Source organism: Chroococcidiopsis cubana SAG 39.79 (assembly GCF_003991895.1).
Classification (GTDB): Bacteria; Cyanobacteriota; Cyanobacteriia; order Cyanobacteriales; family Chroococcidiopsidaceae; genus Chroococcidiopsis; species Chroococcidiopsis thermalis.
On the sequence record NZ_RSCK01000010.1, the window covers coordinates 18959 to 40495 of the forward strand.

The window sequence follows — 21537 nt, forward strand, 5'->3', positions numbered from 1 at the left end:
AGCGAAATCGCAATTGCGATCGCCCTTTTATCTCTTTGTTCAAGCCATTATTCCCAACATACTCAGACAGATTAGGTTCGTCACAAACACTCTGTGACAGTTTACCTATTGTCCGAAGAAATATAAAGTTTAGATTTTGTCTAGATTTGCACTGCTATTTGTAAGATTAGCAACTATTGGTCAATTATATCTATTTCATTTTTGACGAGCGATTAATGTATTTTAGTAAAGTTTTTCACATATTTATTAAATCAATTTTCAGTTATTTAGTTATTAGTGAAGAAAGGGAATTGGGAATTGGGAATTAGGAATTGGTAGTTGGTAATTGGTTGTCTTGCTCCCTCAGCTTCCTCAGCTCCCGATCGCTCCCTCAGCTCTCTTCTCCCCTGCTCCTCTGCTTCCTTGTCCCCCTTGTCCTCCTCACCCCTCACTCCTCACTCCTCACTCCTAATTGAGCGGCATGGGCTTGAATGGTAGAGAGAGGAACCGTAGAAAAATACTGGCGTTGGAATTGTTCTTCTCGGACAGCTTGGGCAAATTTGTCTATTGCTTGCATGTAAGCGGCATCGGTAGCATAGAGATTTGTAGATGCGGCAACGTGCCACGGTACTTCTTGAGAAATATGAAAATAGCGGTCTTGAAAGCTAACATAAAAGCCCAAGTAGGAAAGAGCAGTAAATCCTAATCCTAAAAGGCGATCGCTAATTCCAAGCTTTTGACTGAGTTGCACGCGAGTCACCGTTTGTCCGGTACGGCAAAGGTATTTAGCAATTCCGACTAACTGTTGCCAGACTTGTGGTGGTGAGACTGGTTCGGGTGTAGTCCATGCCAAAACTAAAGACTTATTTTCAAACTGCGATCGCCGCATCCAGACACGTAACTCGTCCCAACAAGTGGGACAGGTACGCACGACAAGCGAGGATGGATCGCCTGTGAATGTATCGTCAACTGGGGCGATCGCCATACCACGGCAGTCGAGAATTTGAGGAGTGAGGGGCGTTAGCGAAGCGGGACGAAGTCCGGAGTGAGGAGTGAGAGATAAAGAGTCGGAAGTACGGACGGCAATGAGGCGGACTTCGTAACGTTGTTTATTTTTGAACGAGTTGTAGTCGAGTTCTACAATACAGTCACAGCGTCCAGTCGGGATCTCGTCTTTATAATGTCCCCACCACACGCCAGGAAAACTAGTTTTAGTCGAGTCATCCCGCAAATTAAAATCTGTTTTGATATATTGCACTTTGTTTCCCCGCCAATCTTGCTGATTGCGATGCCAAGCATTTTCAAACCAGCAATTTTGGATCAGCAGTTTTGGCACGGGATTACCCATACCGCAAGGTTCGAGTAGTTTCAGTTCTAAAAACAAATCTCTCCCTAAATCGGCTACTGTCACCACCAGATCTGCTTGTACGGATGGCACGGCGATCGCGCTTCCCTGCTGTCGGAGTTTTTGGTTAATCGCTGCGGTAAATAGCGGTATATTCTCAACGGGTATGCTTAATCCAGCCGCAAAAGGATGTCCGCCAAACCTATGCAGTAAATGCGCTTGATCTTTCACTAACTGGTACAAATCGATATTACCGACAGACCGAGCTGAACCGCGAGCAAGTGCGGGAGTTGGGAGAGTGGCTAGTGGCTGGTGACTAGTGGCTAGAATTGCTCCCTCAGCTTCCTCAGCTCTCTTATCCCCCTTGTCGCCCTTGTCTACCTTGTCCTCCTTGTCCCTTTGTTCCCCTTCCGTACTCAACAAAATCGTAGGACGACCCGTTTCTTGAGCAATTTGTCCGGCGACGAGTCCTAAGACTCCAGGCGACCATTGGGAATCTACGAGAACGATAACGCTAGTGGTGGAGAGATCGATTTCTGACTTGAGTTTTTGGGCAACTTGCTGGGAAACTTCTTTTTGTAAAGACTTGCGACGAGTGTTTGCCAATTCGGTTTCTTGGGCAAGGCGCTCGACTAAGTTGAGATCGTCGCTGGTCAGTAATTGAACGCAAAAGCTTGCGTCACCTTGAATTCGGCTCACGGCGTTGATGCGGGGACCCAAGCCGAAAGAAATATCTGTGGGGCGATCGCCACTTTTCTGACACATTTCTAATAATCGCCCTACTCCTGGTCGCCGTCGCTGTTGAACTGGTTGTTTATAATCCTGTTGCATCCGTTCAATACCCAATTGAGCTAAATAACGGCAATCTCCACTCAGTTGTACTAAATCGGAAATTAACCCAATAGCGACGAGATCGAGTAAATCTTCTAATGGTTGTCGCGGTACATTTGGTAAAAATTGATATAAAGCTTCGACAAGTTTGTAGGCAACTGCAACCCCAGATAGATGAAAGAATTGATGCTCTGAAGGAAAGTAACGCGGATTAATTATTGCAGTCACAGGTGGACGTTCTGCGGGTAAAGTGTGGTGATCGGTGACAATCGCATCAACGCCCAAAGATTTCGCATAGAGAATTTCTGCAACATTCGTGCTACCAGTGTCGCAAGTCACGATTAACTTACAGTTATCGCGGGCAAGCAGATCGATTCCAGGGCAGTTCAACCCGTGCGACTCGGTAAGGCGGTTGGGGATGTAATAGGAAAGTTGGGTATGTTGACAGAAAAATTGTCCCAATCCATCCCATAAAACCGCTGTAGAAGTGATACCATCAGCATCAAAATCACCCCAAATTGCCACTTTTTCTTGGCGATCGCGAGCAATTTGCAATCTTTCTACTGCTAAGTGCATTTCTTGCCCAAATTCAAATGGGCTAGCAGGTTGATAGCAGCGAGGATTGAGATATCCAGGTAACTCCTCTCGCGCTTGAACTCCCCTTTGCCATAACAGTTGTGCCGCAAATCCTGCGCTAGGGGCATATTCCCTAACTGCTTGCACGAACCACTCTGGGGGCTGTTCTGTTGGGACGATCCATTGTGGCTGGGAGACGTTCATAGGGAAGGGACAAGGGGGACAAGGGGGACAAGGGGGAACTCGCTCTTCCCCGCGACCGAAGGGAGTGGGGATTAGGGGGCGAAGGGGGACAAGGAAGTAATTCCAGCCACCAGCCACCAGCCACCAACCACCAGCCACTCACCAACTACCAACTACCAATTACCAATTCCATTTGCGATCGCAGGCATAATCGCTTTATGACTATTTGAAGTGTAGCGACATGACTACTAAGCGCGTACTCGTTATTGATGATGAAGATGGTGTCAGAGAAATTATCCAATTCAGTCTCGAAGCAGTAGCAGGGTGGGAGGTTTTGCCAGCAGCTTCTGGTAGTGAAGGCATAGACATAGCTCAAGCTCAACAACCTGATGCGATTCTACTAGATGTGATGATGCCAGACTTAGATGGACCCGCAACATTTCAGCAACTACAGGCAAATACTACTACTTGTCATATTCCCACAATCTTTCTCACTGCCAAAGTCAGAACCAGCGAACAACAGCAATTACTTGATTTAGGCGTAGCGGGTACGATCGCCAAACCTTTCAAAGCCCAGGAATTGGTAGCACAAATCTGCGATATCCTGCAATGGAGTGAATAAGGAAAGATGGGAGTCGGGAGTCGAGAGTTGGGAATTGTAGGGGCGGGTTTAGCCAAAGATTTACAACTAAAGCAATCTCCCCTCAAAACCTGCCCGTACCAGAATCGGGGGAAGGTAGCAGAGGAGGCTAGGAGCAGAGGGGCAACAACCAAAAAACCATCAACCGTCAACAGTTCACAAATTATTCACATTAATATCCTAATTTCAAATTGTCGGTCACGAGTTGACTCTTTCCCGACTTGAGCAAGGCAGAATCTTCTATTTTCTTCCGATTGTTAAGACCGCTTCTTTCTTCTCCCTTGCCTTCCCTACCCGCTTACCGAGCATGGTAGAGCTGGAGCGAGAGATCGAGACTGCCTCAGCTAGCTTCCATCTTGCCAGACTAGATACTCCTACTTGAAGCGAAGCATAATTGGAATACATCATGAAATTCAAACACTCTCAACTGCTTTCTACTAAATTCGTAGCTGGATATTTGTTGTTTCCTCCTAAAAACAAAAGCAAGAGAGTCAGGATAGGAAGACAAAGATCGCTTCAACAAGCGGAAGGGCAATTGCCCGTTCAAGTTACTTTAATTAAGCAGCAAGTAAAAACTGTAGCACCTCGAAATCATCTTCAGCAGCAATCGAAACCAGCTAAACGACGAGTTTTTACTATTAAAGAGTTGTTTGAGAAATATGAAGAATCCTATCAAAACGCTCTATATTTGGAAGCAATCAAGTTTATTCTAGAGCAGATTTTTTGGGATAGCTCTAGTTATCTAGAGGAATAAGTTTAGCCAACAAGGTTAGTACGATAAATATGCGATCGCCTGGGTAGCGATCGTTTTTTGCACTCAGTTAACGTATCATGTGTTATCTAAGCAATCGGGATGATACTATGGCAGCAGGCTGGAGAACATAAATTCACTAGCAGACGATTTCACTAAATAAACTCCGATCTCCTTTCTTTTTCAGAGGTATTTAGCATGATAGATTTTCAATTGCAGGGTATCAATCATATTGCCTTGGTCTGCAAAGATATGGCGCGTACAGTAGATTTTTATACTAATACTTTAGGGCTAAAACTGATTAAAACAATTGCCCTCCCTGATGGTGGGCAGCATTTCTTCTTTGATGTTGGTAACGGCGACGCGATCGCATTTTTTTGGTTTCCCCAAGCACCAGCCGCTGCGCCTGGAATTGCATCAGTTAATCCTGAAGGATTGCAAAATGGTAATTTCACAACCGCCCATGCTTCGATGAATCATCTTGCTTTTAACGTACCTCTAGAAAAACTAGAAGAGTACAGAGAAAAGTTAGCTGCTAAAGGTGTAACAGCTACACCTGTATTACATCATGCAGATGTTCCATCTGGTTTTGTTAACGAACTCGATGAAAATACATTTATTTCATCCTTTTATTTCTTCGACCCCGATGGAATTTTGCTTGAATTTGCTGCTAATGTTCGCACTTTAGGCGATCCTGCAAGAGATATTTCACATATGCCTGCAACAGTAAATAGTAATTAAAGAGGAAACTGACAACGGGCAAAAAGAAACAGTGAAATTTAAGTTTAGAAATGAAAGTTTAGGGTGGGCATTGCCCACTGTATTACAAAATATCTGTTGTTCGTAAACGAGCTAGAAGTGATAGACGGACAAACATGGTATTAAATTGCACGAATTCATTAGTCACGTTAGCAACTCAAGATTTTGAATTGCTAGTCAATTTTTATCAGCAACTTCTAGAGCAAACTCCGCTCGATCGAATTCCTAATATTTATGCAGAATTTCAGGTGACTGGTTTGCGTTTGGGCATATTTAAACCTAAAGCATCAAACCAAGCAGAATTTATGAACTCAACTCAAAGCAGCATGAGTTTGTGTTTAGAAGTAAAAGATCTAGAAGCAGCGATCGCCCATCTCACTAAAATCGGCTGTCCACCACCAGGGCAAATTGTTACAGCCTCCCACGGCAGAGAAATTTACGCATACGATCCTGATGGTAATCGGATTATATTACATAGCAGTTCTAAATGATTTGTAAAGTAGGCTTCTAATCTGCGGCAGGCTAGAAGCCTGCTCCACGCTTATGAATCAAATAGGTTGCTATATCAGGCAAAAAACTAGGCTGTAATAGTAGTATGCAATAGAGGTGCTCGCGAAAGAATTTTGAGTACATCTGCTGAGAGAAAAAATTTTATGACATAATTTGCGATCGATACCAATACGATCGCACGACTTCTGTTTTTTTTATGAATTTCAAAAAATCTCTGTTTAGATGGTTGCCGCAGCATTCGTCACACTTCGCGATCGCGCTCTTTTTTGTAGGCTTGTTGTTGACAGCGATCGCTCTATTCAGTCAACCTAGCTTTAGTAGTTCAATTTCTGCCATGCAGCCAGCGATTCAGGAGTATGCTATGAGTAACTCTCAACTATCTGAAGCAGAATTAAAAAAAGCTTTGGGAGAATTGAGCGGCTGGAGTATAGAAGCAGGAAAACTCCACCGTCAGTATCAGTTCAAGTCTTTTGTAGAAGCCTTTGGTTTTATGTCGAGTCTGGCACTAGTTGCCGAATCAATGGGTCATCATCCAGAGTGGTTTAACGTCTACAATCGCGTTACGATCGATCTAACGACTCACGATGCTGGCGGAATTACAGCCAAAGATGTAGAACTTGCCCGTAAAGCCAACCAACTCGCGCCATCTAAGTGAGTAGTGAAGAGTGACTAGTGGCTAGCGATCGAAAAGATTCAAGCCACTAGCCGCCAGCCACTAGCCACCTACTCATAACCAATGACTAAGGAAAAACCTTTATCAGAAGCAGCACTCATCAAAGAGGTTTGTCGGCGAATTCGCGTTGCTAGAAGCTACTGGGATGCTCATAATAATGCTGCTTGTCGTGGCGAACGCGATCGCGCTTTAGCGCTCTACAATACTCTCACGCCGGAGCAAAAAGACCAAATTCCCCAAGTTTTAAGAGTTTGGCTGCGTTATCGCAGTGAAAAGTATTTCGGTTCCCACAGAACCCCACCCCGCTCGCAAGTCAAAAGTCAAAAGTCAGAAATCAAAAGTCGCAATTAACTGGTAACAGGTCACTGGTCACTAGCCACTAGCCACTAGCCACTAGTCACTGGTCACTGATGCCGGTGTTCTAGCCAAGTTAAAACTTCCTGATGCGATTCGAGTTGGAAGGTGCGATCGCTAGTTGGCTCGTAGATTTTCCATCGCGTCTGTCCGGTAGAATCTGTTATCTCGCTAATCTGCGGCTCGTTGTTGCTACACCACAAATTTTGCCAGGAACCCCAAATGTCTCGAAACAAAGACAGTATTTGGACTTCTAGTAACTCTTTGGCTGGTGGATGTCTTCTGATTAGTTCCAGCTCTCTGTAGTTGCGCCATTGTTCGTAAGTTCTCATCATAATCTTCCTCACACTTTGTTACGTTTGTTGTTTACTGAATCGATTCAGTTTCCATTTCATGCTAAACAATTTTTCTGAATCGATCAAGTTCCCTAAAATCGTATTTATAGGGAAAATTGGAGGAAGATAGATGTTAAAGGCATGAAGCAGAGTAAAGCTAGAAAATCCATCACGCTACTGGATGTTGCTAGAGCAGCAGGGGTATCTCGTACAACGGTATCAAATGCGTTTAATCGACCCGATCAACTTTCTCCAGAAGTTCAACAGAAGGTGTTGGCGGTGGCGAAGGAGATGGGTTATGCGGGTCCAAACCCAATGGCAAGAATGCTGCGGACAGGACAAACAGGTGCAATCGGCTTGATATTTTCTGAAGCACTACCTTATGCTTTTAACGATCCGGTATCGATCGCCTTTTTACAGGGAGTATCGAAAGTATGCGAGCAGGCAAAGGCTAGTTTATTGATCGTTCCAGCTTTAGACTCCGATGTTGCTCAGCAGACGATTCAACAAGCAGCAGTAGACGGCTTTATCCTTTACTGTATTCCCGATGAGAGTGAGGCAATCGTGCGTGTTTTGGAACGACAGATGCCAGTAGTAGCAGTCGATCAACCCGTACTAAAAGGTATACCATTCATTGGCATTGACGATCGCCAAGCTGCTCGTACCGCAGCATTACATTTACTCAGTCTCAATCGCAGGGACTTAGGCATCATTGCGATGGATTTACACAACGACTCCTATGCAGGACCAGTTGATGCCCAACGACTCAAAAGCGCCATTTTTCGCAATGCATTGCACCGTTGGCGCGGTTATGCTGATGCCATCCAAGCGGCAGGTATCGATCCTACTCTAGTGCCAATCGAAGAGACTCCCAACAGCCACGGTGTAGAGGGGGCTTTTGCTGCGGCGATCGCTTTATTGCAGCGTCATCCCAGACCGACAGGAATTCTTGCTATGAGCGACATGTTAGCACTGGGGGCATTACGGGCAGCAGAAAATCTAGGGTTAAAAGTTCCCGAAGATGTGGCAATCGTTGGCTTTGATGGTATTCCCCTTGCCGCTCAAGTGCGACCCTCGTTGACAACTATACAACAACCTTTAGTCGAAAAAGGCGCGATCGCGGCGGAAATTCTCTTAGGTATTCCCAATAAAAAAACAACTCTTATCTTAGAGACAAAACTCATCGTCAGGCAATCTTCTGTAAAAGGGAGCGGGGAGTAGGGAGCGCACGAGCAGGGAGCTGAGAAACTGAGAGGCTTCAGTCTCCTGCCGCAATCTCTTCTAGCTTATGGCGATCGCGCAGCACGATTTGACCACCGCGATGATAGCTGACAATTGGTTGCAACTGTTTGAACAAACGCACGCATTCTTCATAGGTAATGCCGATGCTGCGGGCAATTTGATAATAGGGAAGACGCGATCGCAAACATAGACCCGCTGTCGTTGTCTCCGTGCCTTCTTCCACCACAGAAGTATGAATTAACCGTGCCAGCCGCACGATCGCTCGTTCTGATGCCAATCCATGAACGGTATTGTGCAAATGTTGTAGGCGATCGTTCATCACAACTAAAATCCGCAAGGCAACTTCTGGATTTTGACGAATCATTTCTAAGAGTACAGCGCGATCGACGGTGAGAATTTGGCAGTCGCGATCGCTCACCACTGTTGCAGGTGAAATTCCATTACCAAATAGGGAAGGTGCGGCAAATAATTCTCCTGCTGACAAGGTTCGCAGAATGGTTTCTTTCCCCGTAGAAGCGGTTTTCTTGACCTGAATTGTGCCACTTAGAACTGAAAAGAGTTTCGCAGGTAGGCGATCGCCCTCGTGTAAAATAATTTCTCCGCGTAGATAGTTTTTGACTAAAGTATGTGGTTTTAAATATGCCAGTTGTTCTGGTTCCAAACCTGAAAAAATTGAAATTTGCTGCAATTGTTCAGTTGTTGCCTGCATAACTAACAGTTATCAGTTCTCAGTTCTCAGTTATCAGAGCATTGCCCACCTTACCATAATAGGTGGCATCTAACGAATTTACAATTAATAATTAATGAAGATTCTTCCTCTCAGACTCAAGCCCAGCCAAGATTTAAGACAAAGTTTAAAAGACTTCGTTCAGACACAGAATATCGAAGCAGAGTTTATTTTAACTGCAATTGGGAGTTTGAAGCAAGCAGCGATTCGCTTTGCCGATCGCGAGGAAATTACAACATTACACGATAAATTTGAAATTCTTTCTCTTAATGGCACGGTTGCTAATACAGGCGTTCATTTACATATTGCCATTAGCGATCGCAATGGCAAAACAATTGGTGGACATTTAGTTGATGGTTGCATCATCTACACCACTGCTGAAATAGTTATTGGTGTGAGTGAAGAATTTCGTTTTCTTAGAACCACAGATCTAGAAACGGGTTATTTAGAATTAGAAATTGATTTTAATAAATAGGAAATCTACTTTCATCATTAGTTTTTGATAACTTTCCTTTGAACAACGACACATGAATAAAAAAGATAAACTACCTTTTGCGCTCTTCTTTGCGTCTTTGCGTCTAACGCTACGCTTCGCCTACGGCTGATGCGCGAAATAAAAACATTTCTTTAAACGCACTAGGTACTGTTGTGTTTTAAAACATGAGCTACCTTAAAGAAATTCTTGCTAGGAATTGTCAGGATGTGAATAGCACGAGTACAAGCAGAGAACGATATGGTAGCCGCTCAAAAAAACACTATTGCGTCTCAAGTCGAAACCCTCGCCAGACTTTACTTAGAAGGCAACCCCGCTGAAATTTCAGATGAAGCGATCGCCCAGATGTGCGATTGGCTGATGGGTGAGTTTCAACAACTGCCTCTGAATCTGCAATTTTCAGACTATATGCGCTATGACAATCCCAAACAGATGTTTGCCGATATTGAACGAGGTCATCTCTGGGTTTCTGCTGATAGCTACGATAGCTCTATTTACCCCAACCCGATCTACGGCTTTATCTTCTTGGCAATGCACGATTACGACCACTATCTGACTGGAAGTGATTTCACCCTAGAAGGAGAAATCGCCGCATACAATGCCGCAGCCAAACGCGCACTGAGTTTAACTATTCAGAAGATTTTGTATTCGGAAATTGTCTTGCGATCGGCAGCACATTTATTTTTAGGTCATGCACCTAATCCTAAAGTTGTTTTTCCCTAGTTGGACTGCATTTGCAAGACTAAAAACGACCTGGATCGTCATCCAATGCAAGTAAGAAATTAATTAAATCGGTTTGCTGTGCCGGAGTAAATCCTGTAGTTTTATCTACATAAAATTCATGTCCCGTTCCATCTAAATTACTGCGTACTAAAGCGGGGTTAGCTTGATTAGCCGCAATAACTTGACTGCGTAATTGACGATCTAGTAAAGCCCGCAAACTACTTGCACTATCAGCAGATTGACCGATGCTGAGAGTTCCAGTTAAACCTAAACCCGTGCGATCGACTACCGTAAAACTGCCATTAGATTGTATCTTCAAGCTGCCTGCTCTGACTGCTACTCCACCATCATGCAGATAAGGTGCGCTGAGATATACTCCCCGCAAGGAAAGAGTCTTGTAACCGCCATCTGGTAAGAAACCTTTTGGTAGAGTGGTTGGACTGTCGCTAATCCCCTCTGTTGGTACGTCTAACACTTCGGCATTTGCAGGAATGGGAACGGGATTGTTAAGCGTGTAGATCTTGGGTGGTACTAGCACGTCTTTCAAAGCAAGACGCGATCGCGCACGGGCTGAGTTATTACCTAATTGTTTCAAAGGGTGAATTTTGTTGTCTGTAAAGAAAGGAGGCGCGTGACAAGTCGCGCAATTAGCTCGTTGAAAGACTTGAGCGCCGCGCCGCACGGAACCGTTTTTCAGTGCCGTGATGTTCTCTTGGGTTCGATTGGGAGGTGGTACTAGGCTATTTTGAAAGGCAGCCATAGCATTGTCGGCAAATAAGAAGGGTCCGCTAGCAATATCGTCTTGAACAAAGCTGTCAGGGCTGAAAATTGCTCCATTGTAGGTAAATAAGCTAGGTCGCAAATTGGGATACGTACCAGCACCAGGAGCCGGAATCTGATCTTCTAGTTCTGCTTGTCTGGGGTCGGGAGCCACCTGGCGCAGCCATTCCGAAGGTTTTACCCGTACTCCTTCTGGTAAACGCAAGCGAGGATCGGCAGCATTTTGCAGGACAACACCTAAATAAACTTCAGGATCTAAGCCCAGAGTCTCGGTGCTGAGCTGTGCTGCTGCTAGCAAATTACCTTCAGATGAGTGAACGCCGTTACCAGTAGCACTTAATCCAGCAAAGGGACCGATCGCAAACTGCCCGTCGAAAAAGTAGGGACCGCTCTTAAAAGTGAAAACGCTTGGTATTTGAGTGGTGTTGTTGATGCCATCAGGAGAACTCTCAAAGTGACCGAAAGGCACGTCTAATAAAGTATCGTCGAAAGCATCCTCAAACTTTTGCGGATCGGGTAAAGTGACTAAATTGCCGCGACTATCAACGATCGCCTTACCGTTGCCTTGATATTTAGGGTCGAGCGGGTCGAGATCTAAGCGAGCAAAGCCTGCTGTGGAGTTGGGTGCAAGCGCAATCAAAAAGCGAACGTTGAGATCGCCATTAGGTACTCCCTTGAGGCGATCGCCGAGTTGAGACGTAACATCATGACATACCGCACAAGTAAAGTTGCCATCAGGCTTTAAACCAATCGGGAAAGTAGCTCCCAAAAGGACATCCAGACCAGTATCGAGCGTGCTTCCTTTGGCATAGAAATGACTGCCCAGTTTTAAATCTTGCTGGAGGGTAAGTTGTAAATTAGTGGTTGGTCGCCCGCCTAATTTTCGTATTGCTGCGATTAACTCTGGTTGAATCCGAGCTAAGCCCGTACCGAAACCAAGGACACCTTGAATTCCCAGCGTGTCACCAACTTTGCGATTGAGGAAAATATCATCCCCAGCTTCTATCAACTGTTGGGTAATCTGGACAGCGCCAATTCGTTCAAAAGCACCAGGAGCGCTCGGATCTAAACCCTTTTGGCGCACGAGTTTCTCGGCTGCTTGCGGGGTGAGTAATTTTCCAAAATAGTCGTAGTAACCAAGTGGTTGAGTTGGGGCTGGTTGTAGCAGGGCTTCTGTGGCAAGAGTCAGCTTCGGAGCTAGTAAGTTTGTCGATAGCAATACCGCAGTTAAACTCACTACTAGCAACAAGCCAAACAGAGAAAATCGCTTCCGCCAACGCATATTTACCCCCAGGAAAACCCCATTCCTTGAGATTTTTCTGTAGTTTAAAATACATATTTATGATGGGTAGTAATACAATACAAAAAGTTGGGAATTTCCGTTACTTAAGTTCAAAATTTGGCATTGCAGCGATTATTTGTAATGTTTTGCGAAAAAAGATTACTGAGAGTATAAAATTTCGCTCCATCATATAGCATTCTTAGAACTTTCACGGAGCCTATCCATAAACGATCGCCACAGGCTTGACTCCCGCTGCCTATACATTTATCGATTTATCGAAACAGATGTGGCGAGAATTGAACCGCACTATTTAACTATCGGCTGCAATCCATTCCCTAGCTGCTTTTTCTGCTGCCTCAGCCGTGTAGTAAATTTTTCCCTCGCCAAAAACACCTGTTCCCCGCAACACGCGAAATTGCCATACTTGTTGTTCCTCGCAGTAAAACACCAACAGAATCAATCTGCGATCGCTAACTAGTAAGTGAATGCGAGTGGAGGTCACAAGCAATCGAGCGGGCGAATAAACACTCTTGTGTATAGAGTACCGCTAAGACAGAACCAGCGATCGCCACTAGCTTAAATTCCACCATCAAGCCAAGTATAGATTTATCTCTATACTAATTGCAATTAATCCTGTGGATAAATTTAGAACGTAAGACTGTAGATTGATGAATTAAGGATTAATTTTGGCTCGAAGTGCGTAAATTGCCAAAGGAGCGATCGCAATGCTGACTTTTTTATTGATTGTAGGAGCAATGGGCGGGGCGATTTTTTATGTTGTGTGGAGTGAAAAACAGCTACAAGAGTTAAAAAACAGGGAATAGAGGCGTTGCAATGCAATGCCTCTTTCTTTTTTAACGTTATTTAATGGCGAGATCGCTTTTTCTCAGGTAAATTCCGCAGGGGAATTTCTCGACCTTGATAAAATTGCTTTTCCAGCCTACCTAACCACAGCCAAACCGCACCTAGAATTAAAGCCACTGTTGCAAACAGAAGCGAACCTGTAGCGGCATTTTCTCCTAGAAACAGAGTCAGAGGTGGATTGATAATTGCGATGACTGCTGCAACAATCGCGAGTCCTAACCGCAGGCGTTGAAGATTTGCCAGTGCTGCTCTACAACTAGCACATTTAGAAGTATGAGAGCGATCGCGATCTAACAACTGTGCTGTTGATAACGCCGGTGGTAAAGTTTCCCCTGGGAATGGATTAGCATTGTACTGATTAACCCACTGACGCAACTCAATCACGAAAGCATCAGCCTGAGTCGGTAGATAAAAAGCTTTAGTAAAATTACCACTCCCCCCACTAGCTTCGAGATATCGCTCTTGGTAATGCAGAAAAATTTGATCGTCCTCCAAAACAGAGTTCTGCCCCAAATGAGAATACCAGCGGGGTGTGAGCTTAATTATCCAACCAGGCAATTTAGAAGCAAATTTAAACGGAAAACGGGCAAATAGCCGACATTCACCCTTGCGAATCGGAGTAGCGTAGACAGCAGTAAGGGTTCGTCCAAATTGCTTTGATGTCAAGTCGTGCCACATCAACCCTGGAGCTACAAAAGTCGTGTCTTGCCGTCCCAAAGTTCCGCGTCGAGGTCCTTCCTGCCACACCCCTGTAAAACCGTGCTTGCCAGACTCGACTACCTCCAATTCTACCGAACTGGCATTCGCCCTATTCCCTACAGAACGGTGATGAGTAAAAGGAACGTGGCTAGCGTCCAAGACATTTTCCATTAGTGTTAGCGCATCATAGGGTAAGTCGCGAAACGTGTCGATGCAAACCCATCCCTCTAAGGATTCTTCCAAGGGTTCAATAACAGGAACTTTAGTCTTGGTTGCATTCTCAGCTTTGCCGGGATAGACAAACAGCAGCCCTTGCTTAACTATTGTAGGAAGCGATCGCACGCAGGCTCTCGGAGAAGTCACTGCTGCTTGACCCGCTACCTGTTGGGGAATGCGCTGACAGTCTCCCGCACCAGCAAACGCCCATCCGTGGTAAGGGCATTCTAACAACCCATCCTCAGCTATTCTCCCTTGCGACAGAGGCGCGAGGCGATGAGGGCATTTATCCTCAAACACGCGCCAGCACTCAGCTTGCTGCTCCCACCAGATCGCAATATCTTGTCCCAATAGAGTAAATGGTGTGGGCTTAGATTTATCCAAATCTTGCACGTAATGGACGGGATACCATACTTCTTGGCAGTCAAAGAATGCTGGGTCAGTTCCACCTGCAAGCATTTGCTCGGGTTCTAGATGCGCCGTAATATTTCTCTCTACTGTTTCCATAAATCAGTTGTCAGTTATCAGTTATCAGTGTAAAGACGTTACATGTAACGTCTTTACAAAGTTGTCAGTGAAGAAAGGGAGTCGGAAGCAGTAAGATCGTGAACCAGCGATGGCGAGCCTTCACCTATCTCTATTTTCTCGCTTCTTCTCAATAACCAACAACTAGCAACCGAAATCGCCAACTACCAACTACCAACCACCAGTTATATTTGAGTGGCGAAACCTTCAGCTGGTTGAGTGCGTCGAGATTGACACATTCCCAATTTCGTGCTGTCATTTGCTACTAGTTCAGCTTCCACGCGCCGAGGTTGTTACACTACATACAGCAAATTCAGATGGGCGATACCATCTGTGATGCACTGCTTAACTCCGTGTTACCCACACTACTAATGATGCCTTCTGTACCTGCTTTTTGCCGTCCTCCTTTTTGCTGGCGCTGGATCGTACCAGTGACGCTAGCGATCGCTTCCATTTTCCTCCCATCAATTGCCAAAAGCCAAACTCCGCCACCGTCACAGGATGCTAGTCAATCTCTGACAATTAACTCTGACATTCAGGAAGCTGACTCCAAAAGTGGCATCTTTACAGCTCGCGGTAACGTACAAATATTTTATCCAGCTCGCCAAATTCAAGCTACGGCAGCTCAAGCACAATACTATCAGAAAGAACGCAAAATCGTGTTGAGTGGTAACGTTAATGTGTTGCAGCAGGGTAACAGTCTTAAAGGAGAAAGTATTACTTATTTAATCGATCAAGGTCGCTTTATTGCCACACCCAAGGCAAATCAACAAGTGAGATCTACTTATATTGTGAACGACACCAACCCTCAAACTGCCGCTCCAGCGCCAGCAACTCCCAATTTTAAACCCAAACCGCCTACATCAAAACCTCCAGCGCCCGCAACTCCCCGCTTTAACTCCAAACCCACCACCAGCACCCCAACTGCTCCGAAATGATATGTTGTCAGTTATCAGTTATCAGTGTAGAGACGTTACATGTAACGTCTTTACAAAGTTGTCAATTAGTTCTGACTTTTAACTTTTGACTTTTAACTTTTAACTTTTGACTTTTAACTGCTCTTTACTCACTCCTCCTCTCCATGAGATTTGCTCTAGAGAATATCTACAAGTCCTATAAGCAGCGCACTGTTGTCAATCGTGTCGATATTTCTGTCTCGCAGGGCGAAGTTGTCGGGTTACTCGGACCCAATGGTGCGGGAAAAACAACGACTTTTTATATTGCTACAGGGATAGAAAAACCCGATCGCGGCGTAGTTTGGTTGGATGACCGAGACATTACCAGCTTACCCATGCACAAAAGAGCGCGGTTAGGTCTTGGTTATTTAGCCCAGGAACCCAGTATATTTCGTCACCTCAGCGTACAAGATAATCTTCTTTTGGTGCTGGAGCAAACTCAAGTACCGCGTCGGGAATGGCAAACTCGACTCCACACTCTTCTGCGAGAATTCCGATTAGAAAAAGTCGCACATACGAAAGGAATTAGCGTTTCTGGGGGAGAAAGGCGCAGAACTGAATTAGCTAGAGCCTTAGCATCAGGAGTAGAAGGACCGAAGTTTTTATTCTTGGACGAGCCATTTGCTGGAGTTGACCCGATCGCAGTCGCAGAAATTCAAGGTATGGTACAAAAGCTACGCGATCGCCAAATTGGTATCCTAGTCACAGATCATAACGTCCGCGAAACTCTAGCCATTACGGATCGCGCCTATATCATGCGAGAGGGAGAAATTTTAGCTGCTGGTAGTGCGGACGAACTCTATCACAACCCCTTAGTACGAAAATACTATCTCGGTCAAAATTTTCAGTTGTAAGTGAGTAGTGAGTAGTGGCGAGCGATAACCAACAACTACCAACTACCAATTACCAGTCACCAATCACCAATTACCTTCAACCACTCCCTAGTTTTCATTCCAATGACATTTGCCAAACACAAACGCTTCCAAGCCTTTCAATTGCTGGTTCCCAAGCCAGCACTGATGGATCGCTACATTGCGGCTGAGTTAATTCCACCGTTTTTATTTGGCGTAGGAGCTTTCTCTTCAGTTTTAGTCGCAGTTGGTACAGTGTTTGAGCTGGTGCGGCGGGTGGTGGAATCGGGACTCCCAATCTCGATCGCATTTGACGTATTTCTCTTAAAGCTACCGTCTTTTGTCGTGCTGGCTTTTCCTATGTCCACTCTCCTAGCAGCTTTAATGACTTACAGTCGGCTGTCTAGCGATAGCGAACTAACGGCTCTACGTAGTTGTGGAGTCAGCATTTATCGGCTGGTATTGCCCGCATTGGTACTGAGTACTTGTGTTATGGGTTTGACTTTTTTATTTAACGAGCAAGTCGTCCCAGCTGCTAACTATCGAGCTACAACGACTCTAAGTCGAGCCCTGAAGGAAGAAAAACCCCAATTTCAAGAACAAAACATTTACTATCCAGAATATCAGGAAATTGAGCTAGCAGATGGCAGAGAAGTTAAGCGATTAACTCGCCTATTCTATGCTGATGCCTTTGACGGGCAACGAATGAGGGGTTTGACAATTATCGATCGCTCCCGTGGCGATCTCAACCAAATTGTGGTGTCAGATTCAGCCGAGTGGAACCCCAAACAGAATAAGTGGGATTTTTATAATGGCACGATCTATCTAGTTGCACCTGACAGTTCCTATCGCAATATTGTCCGGTTTGAGCATCAACAGTTACAACTACCGCGCACCCCCTTAGATGTTGCTGCTAACACCCGCGACTCAGATGAAATGAATATTGCTCAAGTCAGCGAACAATTGCAAGTCGCGATGATGAGTGGTAACGAACAAAAAATCCGCCGTTACAGCCTGCGGATTCAAGAAAAAATTGCTTTTCCATTTATTTGCACTATCTTTGGCTTAGTAGGTGCAACTCTAGGGACCAATCCTAAGGGTAAAGGTCGAGCGACCAGTTTTGGAATTAGCGTCATTATTATTTTCAGTTACTATATGCTGCTGTTTATGTGTGACGCTTTGGGTTTATCTGGCGTTCTCTCCCCGTGGTTAGCAGCATGGTTACCTAATATTTTTGGTTTTGCCACGGCTGGCTTTCTCTTATTCCGTGCTGATAAATGATATTGTTATTTGTCATTGGTCATTAACCACAACAAATGACCAATGACCGAGACAAATGAGCTTATGCTAGCTGTCTCGATTCAGCTTCGAGTAATTGAATCAGGTGGTTGTCACCTTTTTTTCTAGCTATTTGCAGCCGTCGTTCTAAGTTACGACGCAAGTGATCTAGATGGGTGCTGTGTAGTTCTTGCAACACCTGCTGGCGATCGCTCTTAGCTGGCTTTTGTTTAGTAGCGATCGCTGTCGTATTCGCAGTTGCTCCATTGACTTGCGTGTATTCTCGCCGCAACCGCACAACTTCTACATCGATTGGATCGCCAGTGGAATAAGCAACGCCGCGATACTTCAAGTCAACTTTGGGCTGCGGTACGGGAATATGTCTGAGATATTGATGGTTCCAGGTTGCACCGCGATACGTTCCGCCAGCTGCGCCTGCCATAGTTTCTATTTGGGGTGAATTTTGTTCGTAACTGACACCGCGATATGAGAGTTTCATGGCTTCGCCTCTATAGTTCAAATTTTTTAGGTCAAATTTTTTTAGTAGTTTGACTAGAATGAGGCGCGTTCCTTCGGGATGGCTCCCTACTTCCGTCTCCACATCACATCTGCCAGAAGACAGAATTTGAAAAAATTGTAGAGATGAACGATTTTGTTTCTGTATTATATTTTACTGTTTTCTAAAAAAAGCGGCAATTTTAATAAAAATTAATTGAATTTTCATTGTTAGTAAGGTGGGCAATGCCCACCTTACTCTTATCGCTTGCGCTAGCCTGCCCCAGCTCAAATATCCGTGGGAGTCAGAGACGAGCGGTGAAGATTGACCCTAAGATTCCTATCTTTTTGATTATCGACGTAATTACAAAAGAATCGACAGGACTTCAAAAAATTATCCATTGTTTTGCTGTTTTGCTTCTTCTAACTTAGTTTTTCTAGTGACTGCCTCAGCAGATGAGCAATGCAAGAGAAGAAAAAGTAAGACTATGAAGATGTTTCGCCGCGCGATCGCGTTCTTATTGGCTGTGAGTTTAATTGCTATTTCGATCGGATCGGGAAGTTCTGTCAGTGCTGACGACAATATAGCCGTCAGAAAAAATATTATTGACCTCACTTCTACAGAGAAAGCAGCCTTCATCCAGGCAATTAAAACCCTAAAAAATACCACTTTACCCGAGCATCAAATTAGCATTTACGACGAGTTTGTCGCCCAACACGTCGCGGCAATGGGGCTAATGTCAAACAATGCTAAAGGTCCAGCAGCTGGGCATGATGGCGCTCACGAAAGCTCGATATTATTACCTTGGCATCGCGAATTTATCTGGCGATTTGAAACAGCTTTGCGATCGGTCGATCCTAACGTCACGCTTCCTTATTGGGACTGGACGAACCCCCAAGCGTTAGCAGCAATTTTCTCAGATGACTTTGCGGGTGGCAACGGCGAAGGAGTCACAATCTCAATTCCAAACGCAGGCAATTTTTCGGGTGGTGCAGTTCCCGGTACTTTTAGCGCCGCCAATGGCTGGAGTTTGTACCCAGAATTGCACATTACACCAGATGGACAACCGATGGGTGAAGTGCTACTGCGCTTCATGCAACTTCCGCCAACCAACAGCTACCCAGTGCCTCAAGCAGATGTCGATCGCATTCTGGCTGCAAACGACTACGATACTTTTCGCCAAGCGATCGAAGGGTTCATTCAATTAAATCCCTCCGGTCAACCAACGACTGGAGTATTTATGCATAATTATTTTCATAGCTTTGTGGGTGGAGCTAATTTCGACCCTAGTGTAGGTCGTCCCGAACCTCTAGGTACAATGGCTTCTCTTGCGAGTTCGATTTACGATCCGGTATTTTGGTTAATCCATGCTAATGTGGATCGACTCTGGGCGGAATGGCAGCAAAGCGGTCATGCTGGTAGTCAATATTATCCCGCTCAAGGTGGTCATTATGGGGAAAATTTGAGCGATCGCATGTGGCCCTGGGATGGGGGTGAATCAACCCCAGCCAATCAAGGGACGGGAGATCAACTATCTTTATTACCTGCTGTATCTGCAAATGATATCGTTACCCCAGCCGACACATTAGATTTAACTAAGTATGACTACACATACGACACGTTGAAGATGACAAATTCTAGATCTAGCTCTCGAATAGCTGTTTTGAGTCTGACTATCTTTGCTACGATCGCTTGGCGATTGCAGTTCCAGCAATTAAGTCGTAGAAGTTAGATTTGGCGATCGTTTTGAGTGCGATCGGCAGCAGTGTTAAATCAATAGCGCTGCTGAAATTAATTTTTTATTAAACTAGTCAATTTTTTTTATACCTAACTTGTCTTCATCACTTAGTTTTTGTCGTGATGTGAAGAGCTGAATCTTAGGTTTTTCTGGGCTGAATCTGAGTGACTTTTAATACAGTAAACGCGATCGGGCGTTCTAGAAATGATTGTTTGCTACTCGAACTCTGACTGAGACTTTAGATAAGATTACACGCAAATCAACGACAAACAACACAATAGCTACTGTATTCTTAATCCCGCGTCTATCAAAAGCATGAGATTGTATGGTTTCTAAAGGTGTGTTCGATCGCACTAATTTACATAAGAGCGAGCATGAGCATATGCGTTTATATTATTTGCGTATACAGCACAACAACTCTCTAATTAAAAACAAGAATTTTCATTTTGATAGTAATTACTTATCAATATTTGCTAGCTGAATCAAAAAAAAACAAGTTAGACATAAATCAGACATAAACTACACATAGTGGCTTTCGCAGGTAGACAAAATCTCTGTTAAGCTCTTGATTAGTGACTTGTTCAGCTTTCTCAAGTATTTCCGTGTTAAGTCCGTTGCTTAATACGTATTTTCTAGAGTAACACTTAATACAGTAAACGCTTGTCTGCTAAATTGGATTGGACATATGTAGTATCTACGCTACTCTGCTCTGAAACTGTAATTAAATAGGTTATTACCGAGCGAATTTAACGACTCTTGCATTCAATGGAAGGACAAGAGTGTTGCAAAATGCTTTTGACAGATCTGTGTCATTCAGATAAATCCTTCCCATGTTAATAACGTTTTCATGGCAGAGGATATGGTGAAAAAGATTCTGGTGATAGAAGAGAGCGTCCAAACTCGCAATTTATTTTTAGAGTGTTTGGAGGCTAAAGGTTTTCATGCCATTAGTGCTGAAAATGGTGCGGTTGGTATACAACAAGTCCAAAAGCAATTACCCGATCTAATCGTGTGTGGCATTGCTAGAATAGCTGAATACGATGGGTTTGGTGTTCTAACTGCCATCCGCAAAAACCCTGCCACAGCAGTTATTCCGTTCATCTTTGTTACTAGTAGAACAACGCGAGATGACATCCGTAAAGGCATGGAGTTAGGAGCAGATGATTATCTAACTAAACCTTGTACTTTAAAGGAATTACTCAGAGCAATTAACGTCCAACTGGAAAAGAGAGAGACTATTCAGAAATGGTATACATCTAACGATCGGCAGACACTTTCAAAAGCAGCGGTTGCTGAAACTTTAAACTCTACAGCTTTGCACTCAATCTTTCCGGCAACTTCTCAAATGGCAGCTGTGTTTCGCTTCATTGAAGAGAATTACTGGCAACCAATTACTCTGTGTGACATAGCACAAGCTGTGGGTTATTCTCCAGCTTATTTAACTAATTTAGTCAGACAGCAAACTGGTAAGAGCGTTCATCGCTGGTTAGTAGAACGCCGAATGGCGCAAGCAATTTGCTTGCTGCAAAAAACCGAGCAGACTATCGGTCAAATTGCTGAAACCATTGGCTATCAAGACGTTTGCCATTTCAGTCGTTACTTTCGTCAGTTTTACGGTACGAGTCCTCAAGCTTGGAGAAACGAACACCGCTGTCGCGTTGCCGCGAGCTAAATCTAAGCTAAATCAAAAGAAATGGCAAGCGCATCAAAAAATTACTCATTGGAACCACT

24 protein-coding genes and 1 riboswitch are annotated in these 21537 nt (G+C 44.5%); of the genes, 14 read left to right on the forward strand and 10 right to left on the reverse strand.

All coding sequences use genetic code 11. From position 1 onward, the window contains the following. Positions 1-266 precede the first annotated feature (266 nt). Together DSM107010_RS38265 and DSM107010_RS08875 are read right to left on the reverse strand one after the other, a co-directional pair. Positions 267-431, reverse strand: coding sequence for a hypothetical protein (locus DSM107010_RS38265; protein ID WP_158631756.1), 165 nt, complete (start codon positions 429-431; stop codon positions 267-269). Continuing rightward, positions 428-2935, reverse strand: coding sequence for a single-stranded-DNA-specific exonuclease RecJ (locus DSM107010_RS08875; protein WP_127022844.1), 2508 nt, complete (start codon positions 2933-2935; stop codon positions 428-430). The genes DSM107010_RS38265 and DSM107010_RS08875 overlap by 4 nt, the downstream gene beginning before the upstream one ends. A 220-nt stretch (positions 2936-3155) precedes the next feature. Between DSM107010_RS08875 and DSM107010_RS08880 the strand changes: the two genes are divergently transcribed. Then, positions 3156-3536, forward strand: a complete 381-nt coding sequence (locus tag DSM107010_RS08880; protein ID WP_015155109.1) for a response regulator — start codon at positions 3156-3158, stop codon at positions 3534-3536. Between the two features lie 258 nt (positions 3537-3794). Here DSM107010_RS08880 and DSM107010_RS38270 read toward each other — a convergent pair whose 3' ends face one another. Next, positions 3795-3962 carry a hypothetical protein gene (locus tag DSM107010_RS38270; RefSeq protein WP_158266000.1) on the reverse strand — a complete coding sequence of 56 codons (168 nt, stop codon included), beginning with the start codon at positions 3960-3962 and terminating at the stop codon, positions 3795-3797. Here DSM107010_RS38270 and DSM107010_RS08885 point away from each other — a divergent pair. The 5 genes from DSM107010_RS08885 (at position 3961) to DSM107010_RS08905 (ending at position 6598) form a co-directional block, all read left to right on the forward strand. Further along, a complete protein-coding gene (locus DSM107010_RS08885) occupies positions 3961-4308 on the forward strand; it encodes a hypothetical protein (protein WP_015155110.1) in 348 nt (115 codons plus the stop codon). The two genes, DSM107010_RS38270 and DSM107010_RS08885, sit on opposite strands and share 2 nt — an antisense overlap. Before the next feature lie 195 nt (positions 4309-4503). Next, positions 4504-5046 carry a VOC family protein gene (locus DSM107010_RS08890; RefSeq protein WP_106169740.1) on the forward strand — a complete coding sequence of 181 codons (543 nt, stop codon included), beginning with the start codon at positions 4504-4506 and terminating at the stop codon, positions 5044-5046. A 134-nt stretch (positions 5047-5180) separates the two neighbouring features. Further along, positions 5181-5555 carry a VOC family protein gene (locus DSM107010_RS08895; RefSeq protein ID WP_015155112.1) on the forward strand — a complete coding sequence of 125 codons (375 nt, stop codon included), beginning with the start codon at positions 5181-5183 and terminating at the stop codon, positions 5553-5555. Positions 5556-5770: 215 nt separating this feature from the next. Next, positions 5771-6229: a 4a-hydroxytetrahydrobiopterin dehydratase gene (locus tag DSM107010_RS41150; protein ID WP_241994164.1), complete on the forward strand. Its 459-nt coding sequence runs from the start codon at positions 5771-5773 to the stop codon at positions 6227-6229. An 81-nt stretch (positions 6230-6310) separates the two neighbouring features. Continuing rightward, the gene (locus tag DSM107010_RS08905; RefSeq protein ID WP_015155114.1) at positions 6311-6598 is read left to right on the forward strand and encodes a hypothetical protein; all 288 of its coding nucleotides are present in this window, start codon (positions 6311-6313) and stop codon (positions 6596-6598) included. Between the two features lie 53 nt (positions 6599-6651). On the opposite strand, the gene DSM107010_RS08910 is transcribed toward DSM107010_RS08905, so the two are convergent. Further along, positions 6652-6936: a hypothetical protein gene (locus DSM107010_RS08910; RefSeq protein ID WP_127022790.1), complete on the reverse strand. Its 285-nt coding sequence runs from the start codon at positions 6934-6936 to the stop codon at positions 6652-6654. 141 nt (positions 6937-7077) lie between these two features. On the opposite strand from DSM107010_RS08910, the gene DSM107010_RS08915 reads away from it, so the two are divergent. Continuing rightward, the gene (locus tag DSM107010_RS08915) at positions 7078-8157 is read left to right on the forward strand and encodes a substrate-binding domain-containing protein (RefSeq protein ID WP_015155116.1); all 1080 of its coding nucleotides are present in this window, start codon (positions 7078-7080) and stop codon (positions 8155-8157) included. Positions 8158-8194: 37 nt separating this feature from the next. On the opposite strand, the gene DSM107010_RS08920 is transcribed toward DSM107010_RS08915, so the two are convergent. Beyond that, positions 8195-8887, reverse strand: a complete 693-nt coding sequence (locus DSM107010_RS08920) for a Crp/Fnr family transcriptional regulator (RefSeq protein WP_106169745.1) — start codon at positions 8885-8887, stop codon at positions 8195-8197. Between the two features lie 94 nt (positions 8888-8981). On the opposite strand from DSM107010_RS08920, the gene DSM107010_RS08925 reads away from it, so the two are divergent. Together DSM107010_RS08925 and DSM107010_RS08930 are read left to right on the forward strand one after the other, a co-directional pair. After that, complete coding sequence (locus DSM107010_RS08925; protein ID WP_127022793.1) at positions 8982-9380, forward strand: PPC domain-containing DNA-binding protein; 399 nt, start codon at positions 8982-8984, stop codon at positions 9378-9380. Between the two features lie 258 nt (positions 9381-9638). Continuing rightward, a complete protein-coding gene (locus DSM107010_RS08930) occupies positions 9639-10121 on the forward strand; it encodes a transposase (protein ID WP_106167983.1) in 483 nt (160 codons plus the stop codon). A gap of 19 nt (positions 10122-10140) precedes the next feature. Here DSM107010_RS08930 and DSM107010_RS08935 read toward each other — a convergent pair whose 3' ends face one another. From DSM107010_RS08935 to DSM107010_RS42130, 4 genes are all read right to left on the reverse strand, one after another. Beyond that, positions 10141-12183: a di-heme oxidoredictase family protein gene (locus tag DSM107010_RS08935; RefSeq protein ID WP_106167982.1), complete on the reverse strand. Its 2043-nt coding sequence runs from the start codon at positions 12181-12183 to the stop codon at positions 10141-10143. A 310-nt stretch (positions 12184-12493) separates the two neighbouring features. Further along, the gene (locus DSM107010_RS08940) at positions 12494-12685 is read right to left on the reverse strand and encodes a hypothetical protein (protein WP_015155121.1); all 192 of its coding nucleotides are present in this window, start codon (positions 12683-12685) and stop codon (positions 12494-12496) included. Positions 12686-13047: 362 nt separating this feature from the next. Then, positions 13048-14469, reverse strand: coding sequence for an aromatic ring-hydroxylating dioxygenase subunit alpha (locus DSM107010_RS08945; protein WP_106167981.1), 1422 nt, complete (start codon positions 14467-14469; stop codon positions 13048-13050). Between the two features lie 148 nt (positions 14470-14617). Continuing rightward, positions 14618-14746: a hypothetical protein gene (locus tag DSM107010_RS42130; RefSeq protein ID WP_256498125.1), complete on the reverse strand. Its 129-nt coding sequence runs from the start codon at positions 14744-14746 to the stop codon at positions 14618-14620. Between the two features lie 58 nt (positions 14747-14804). On the opposite strand from DSM107010_RS42130, the gene DSM107010_RS08950 reads away from it, so the two are divergent. The 3 genes from DSM107010_RS08950 to DSM107010_RS08960 all read left to right on the forward strand — a co-directional run bounded on the left by DSM107010_RS08950 (position 14805) and on the right by DSM107010_RS08960 (position 17575). After that, positions 14805-15425, forward strand: coding sequence for an LptA/OstA family protein (locus tag DSM107010_RS08950; protein WP_199755451.1), 621 nt, complete (start codon positions 14805-14807; stop codon positions 15423-15425). Between the two features lie 143 nt (positions 15426-15568). Next, positions 15569-16297: an LPS export ABC transporter ATP-binding protein gene (gene lptB, locus DSM107010_RS08955; RefSeq protein ID WP_015155125.1), complete on the forward strand. Its 729-nt coding sequence runs from the start codon at positions 15569-15571 to the stop codon at positions 16295-16297. Between the two features lie 102 nt (positions 16298-16399). Next, positions 16400-17575: an LptF/LptG family permease gene (locus tag DSM107010_RS08960; protein ID WP_199755452.1), complete on the forward strand. Its 1176-nt coding sequence runs from the start codon at positions 16400-16402 to the stop codon at positions 17573-17575. Between the two features lie 61 nt (positions 17576-17636). Here the strand turns inward: DSM107010_RS08960 and pirA are convergent, their stop codons facing one another. Beyond that, positions 17637-18071, reverse strand: coding sequence for an arginine synthesis PII-interacting regulator PirA (pirA, locus tag DSM107010_RS08965; protein ID WP_106167984.1), 435 nt, complete (start codon positions 18069-18071; stop codon positions 17637-17639). A 62-nt stretch (positions 18072-18133) separates the two neighbouring features. Further along, positions 18134-18223, reverse strand: a riboswitch (Glutamine riboswitch). A 332-nt stretch (positions 18224-18555) separates the two neighbouring features. Here pirA and DSM107010_RS08970 point away from each other — a divergent pair. After that, positions 18556-19800: a tyrosinase family protein gene (locus tag DSM107010_RS08970; RefSeq protein WP_106167980.1), complete on the forward strand. Its 1245-nt coding sequence runs from the start codon at positions 18556-18558 to the stop codon at positions 19798-19800. Positions 19801-20665: 865 nt separating this feature from the next. Next, positions 20666-21478: a response regulator transcription factor gene (locus DSM107010_RS08975; RefSeq protein WP_199197612.1), complete on the forward strand. Its 813-nt coding sequence runs from the start codon at positions 20666-20668 to the stop codon at positions 21476-21478. Positions 21479-21537 lie beyond the last annotated feature (59 nt).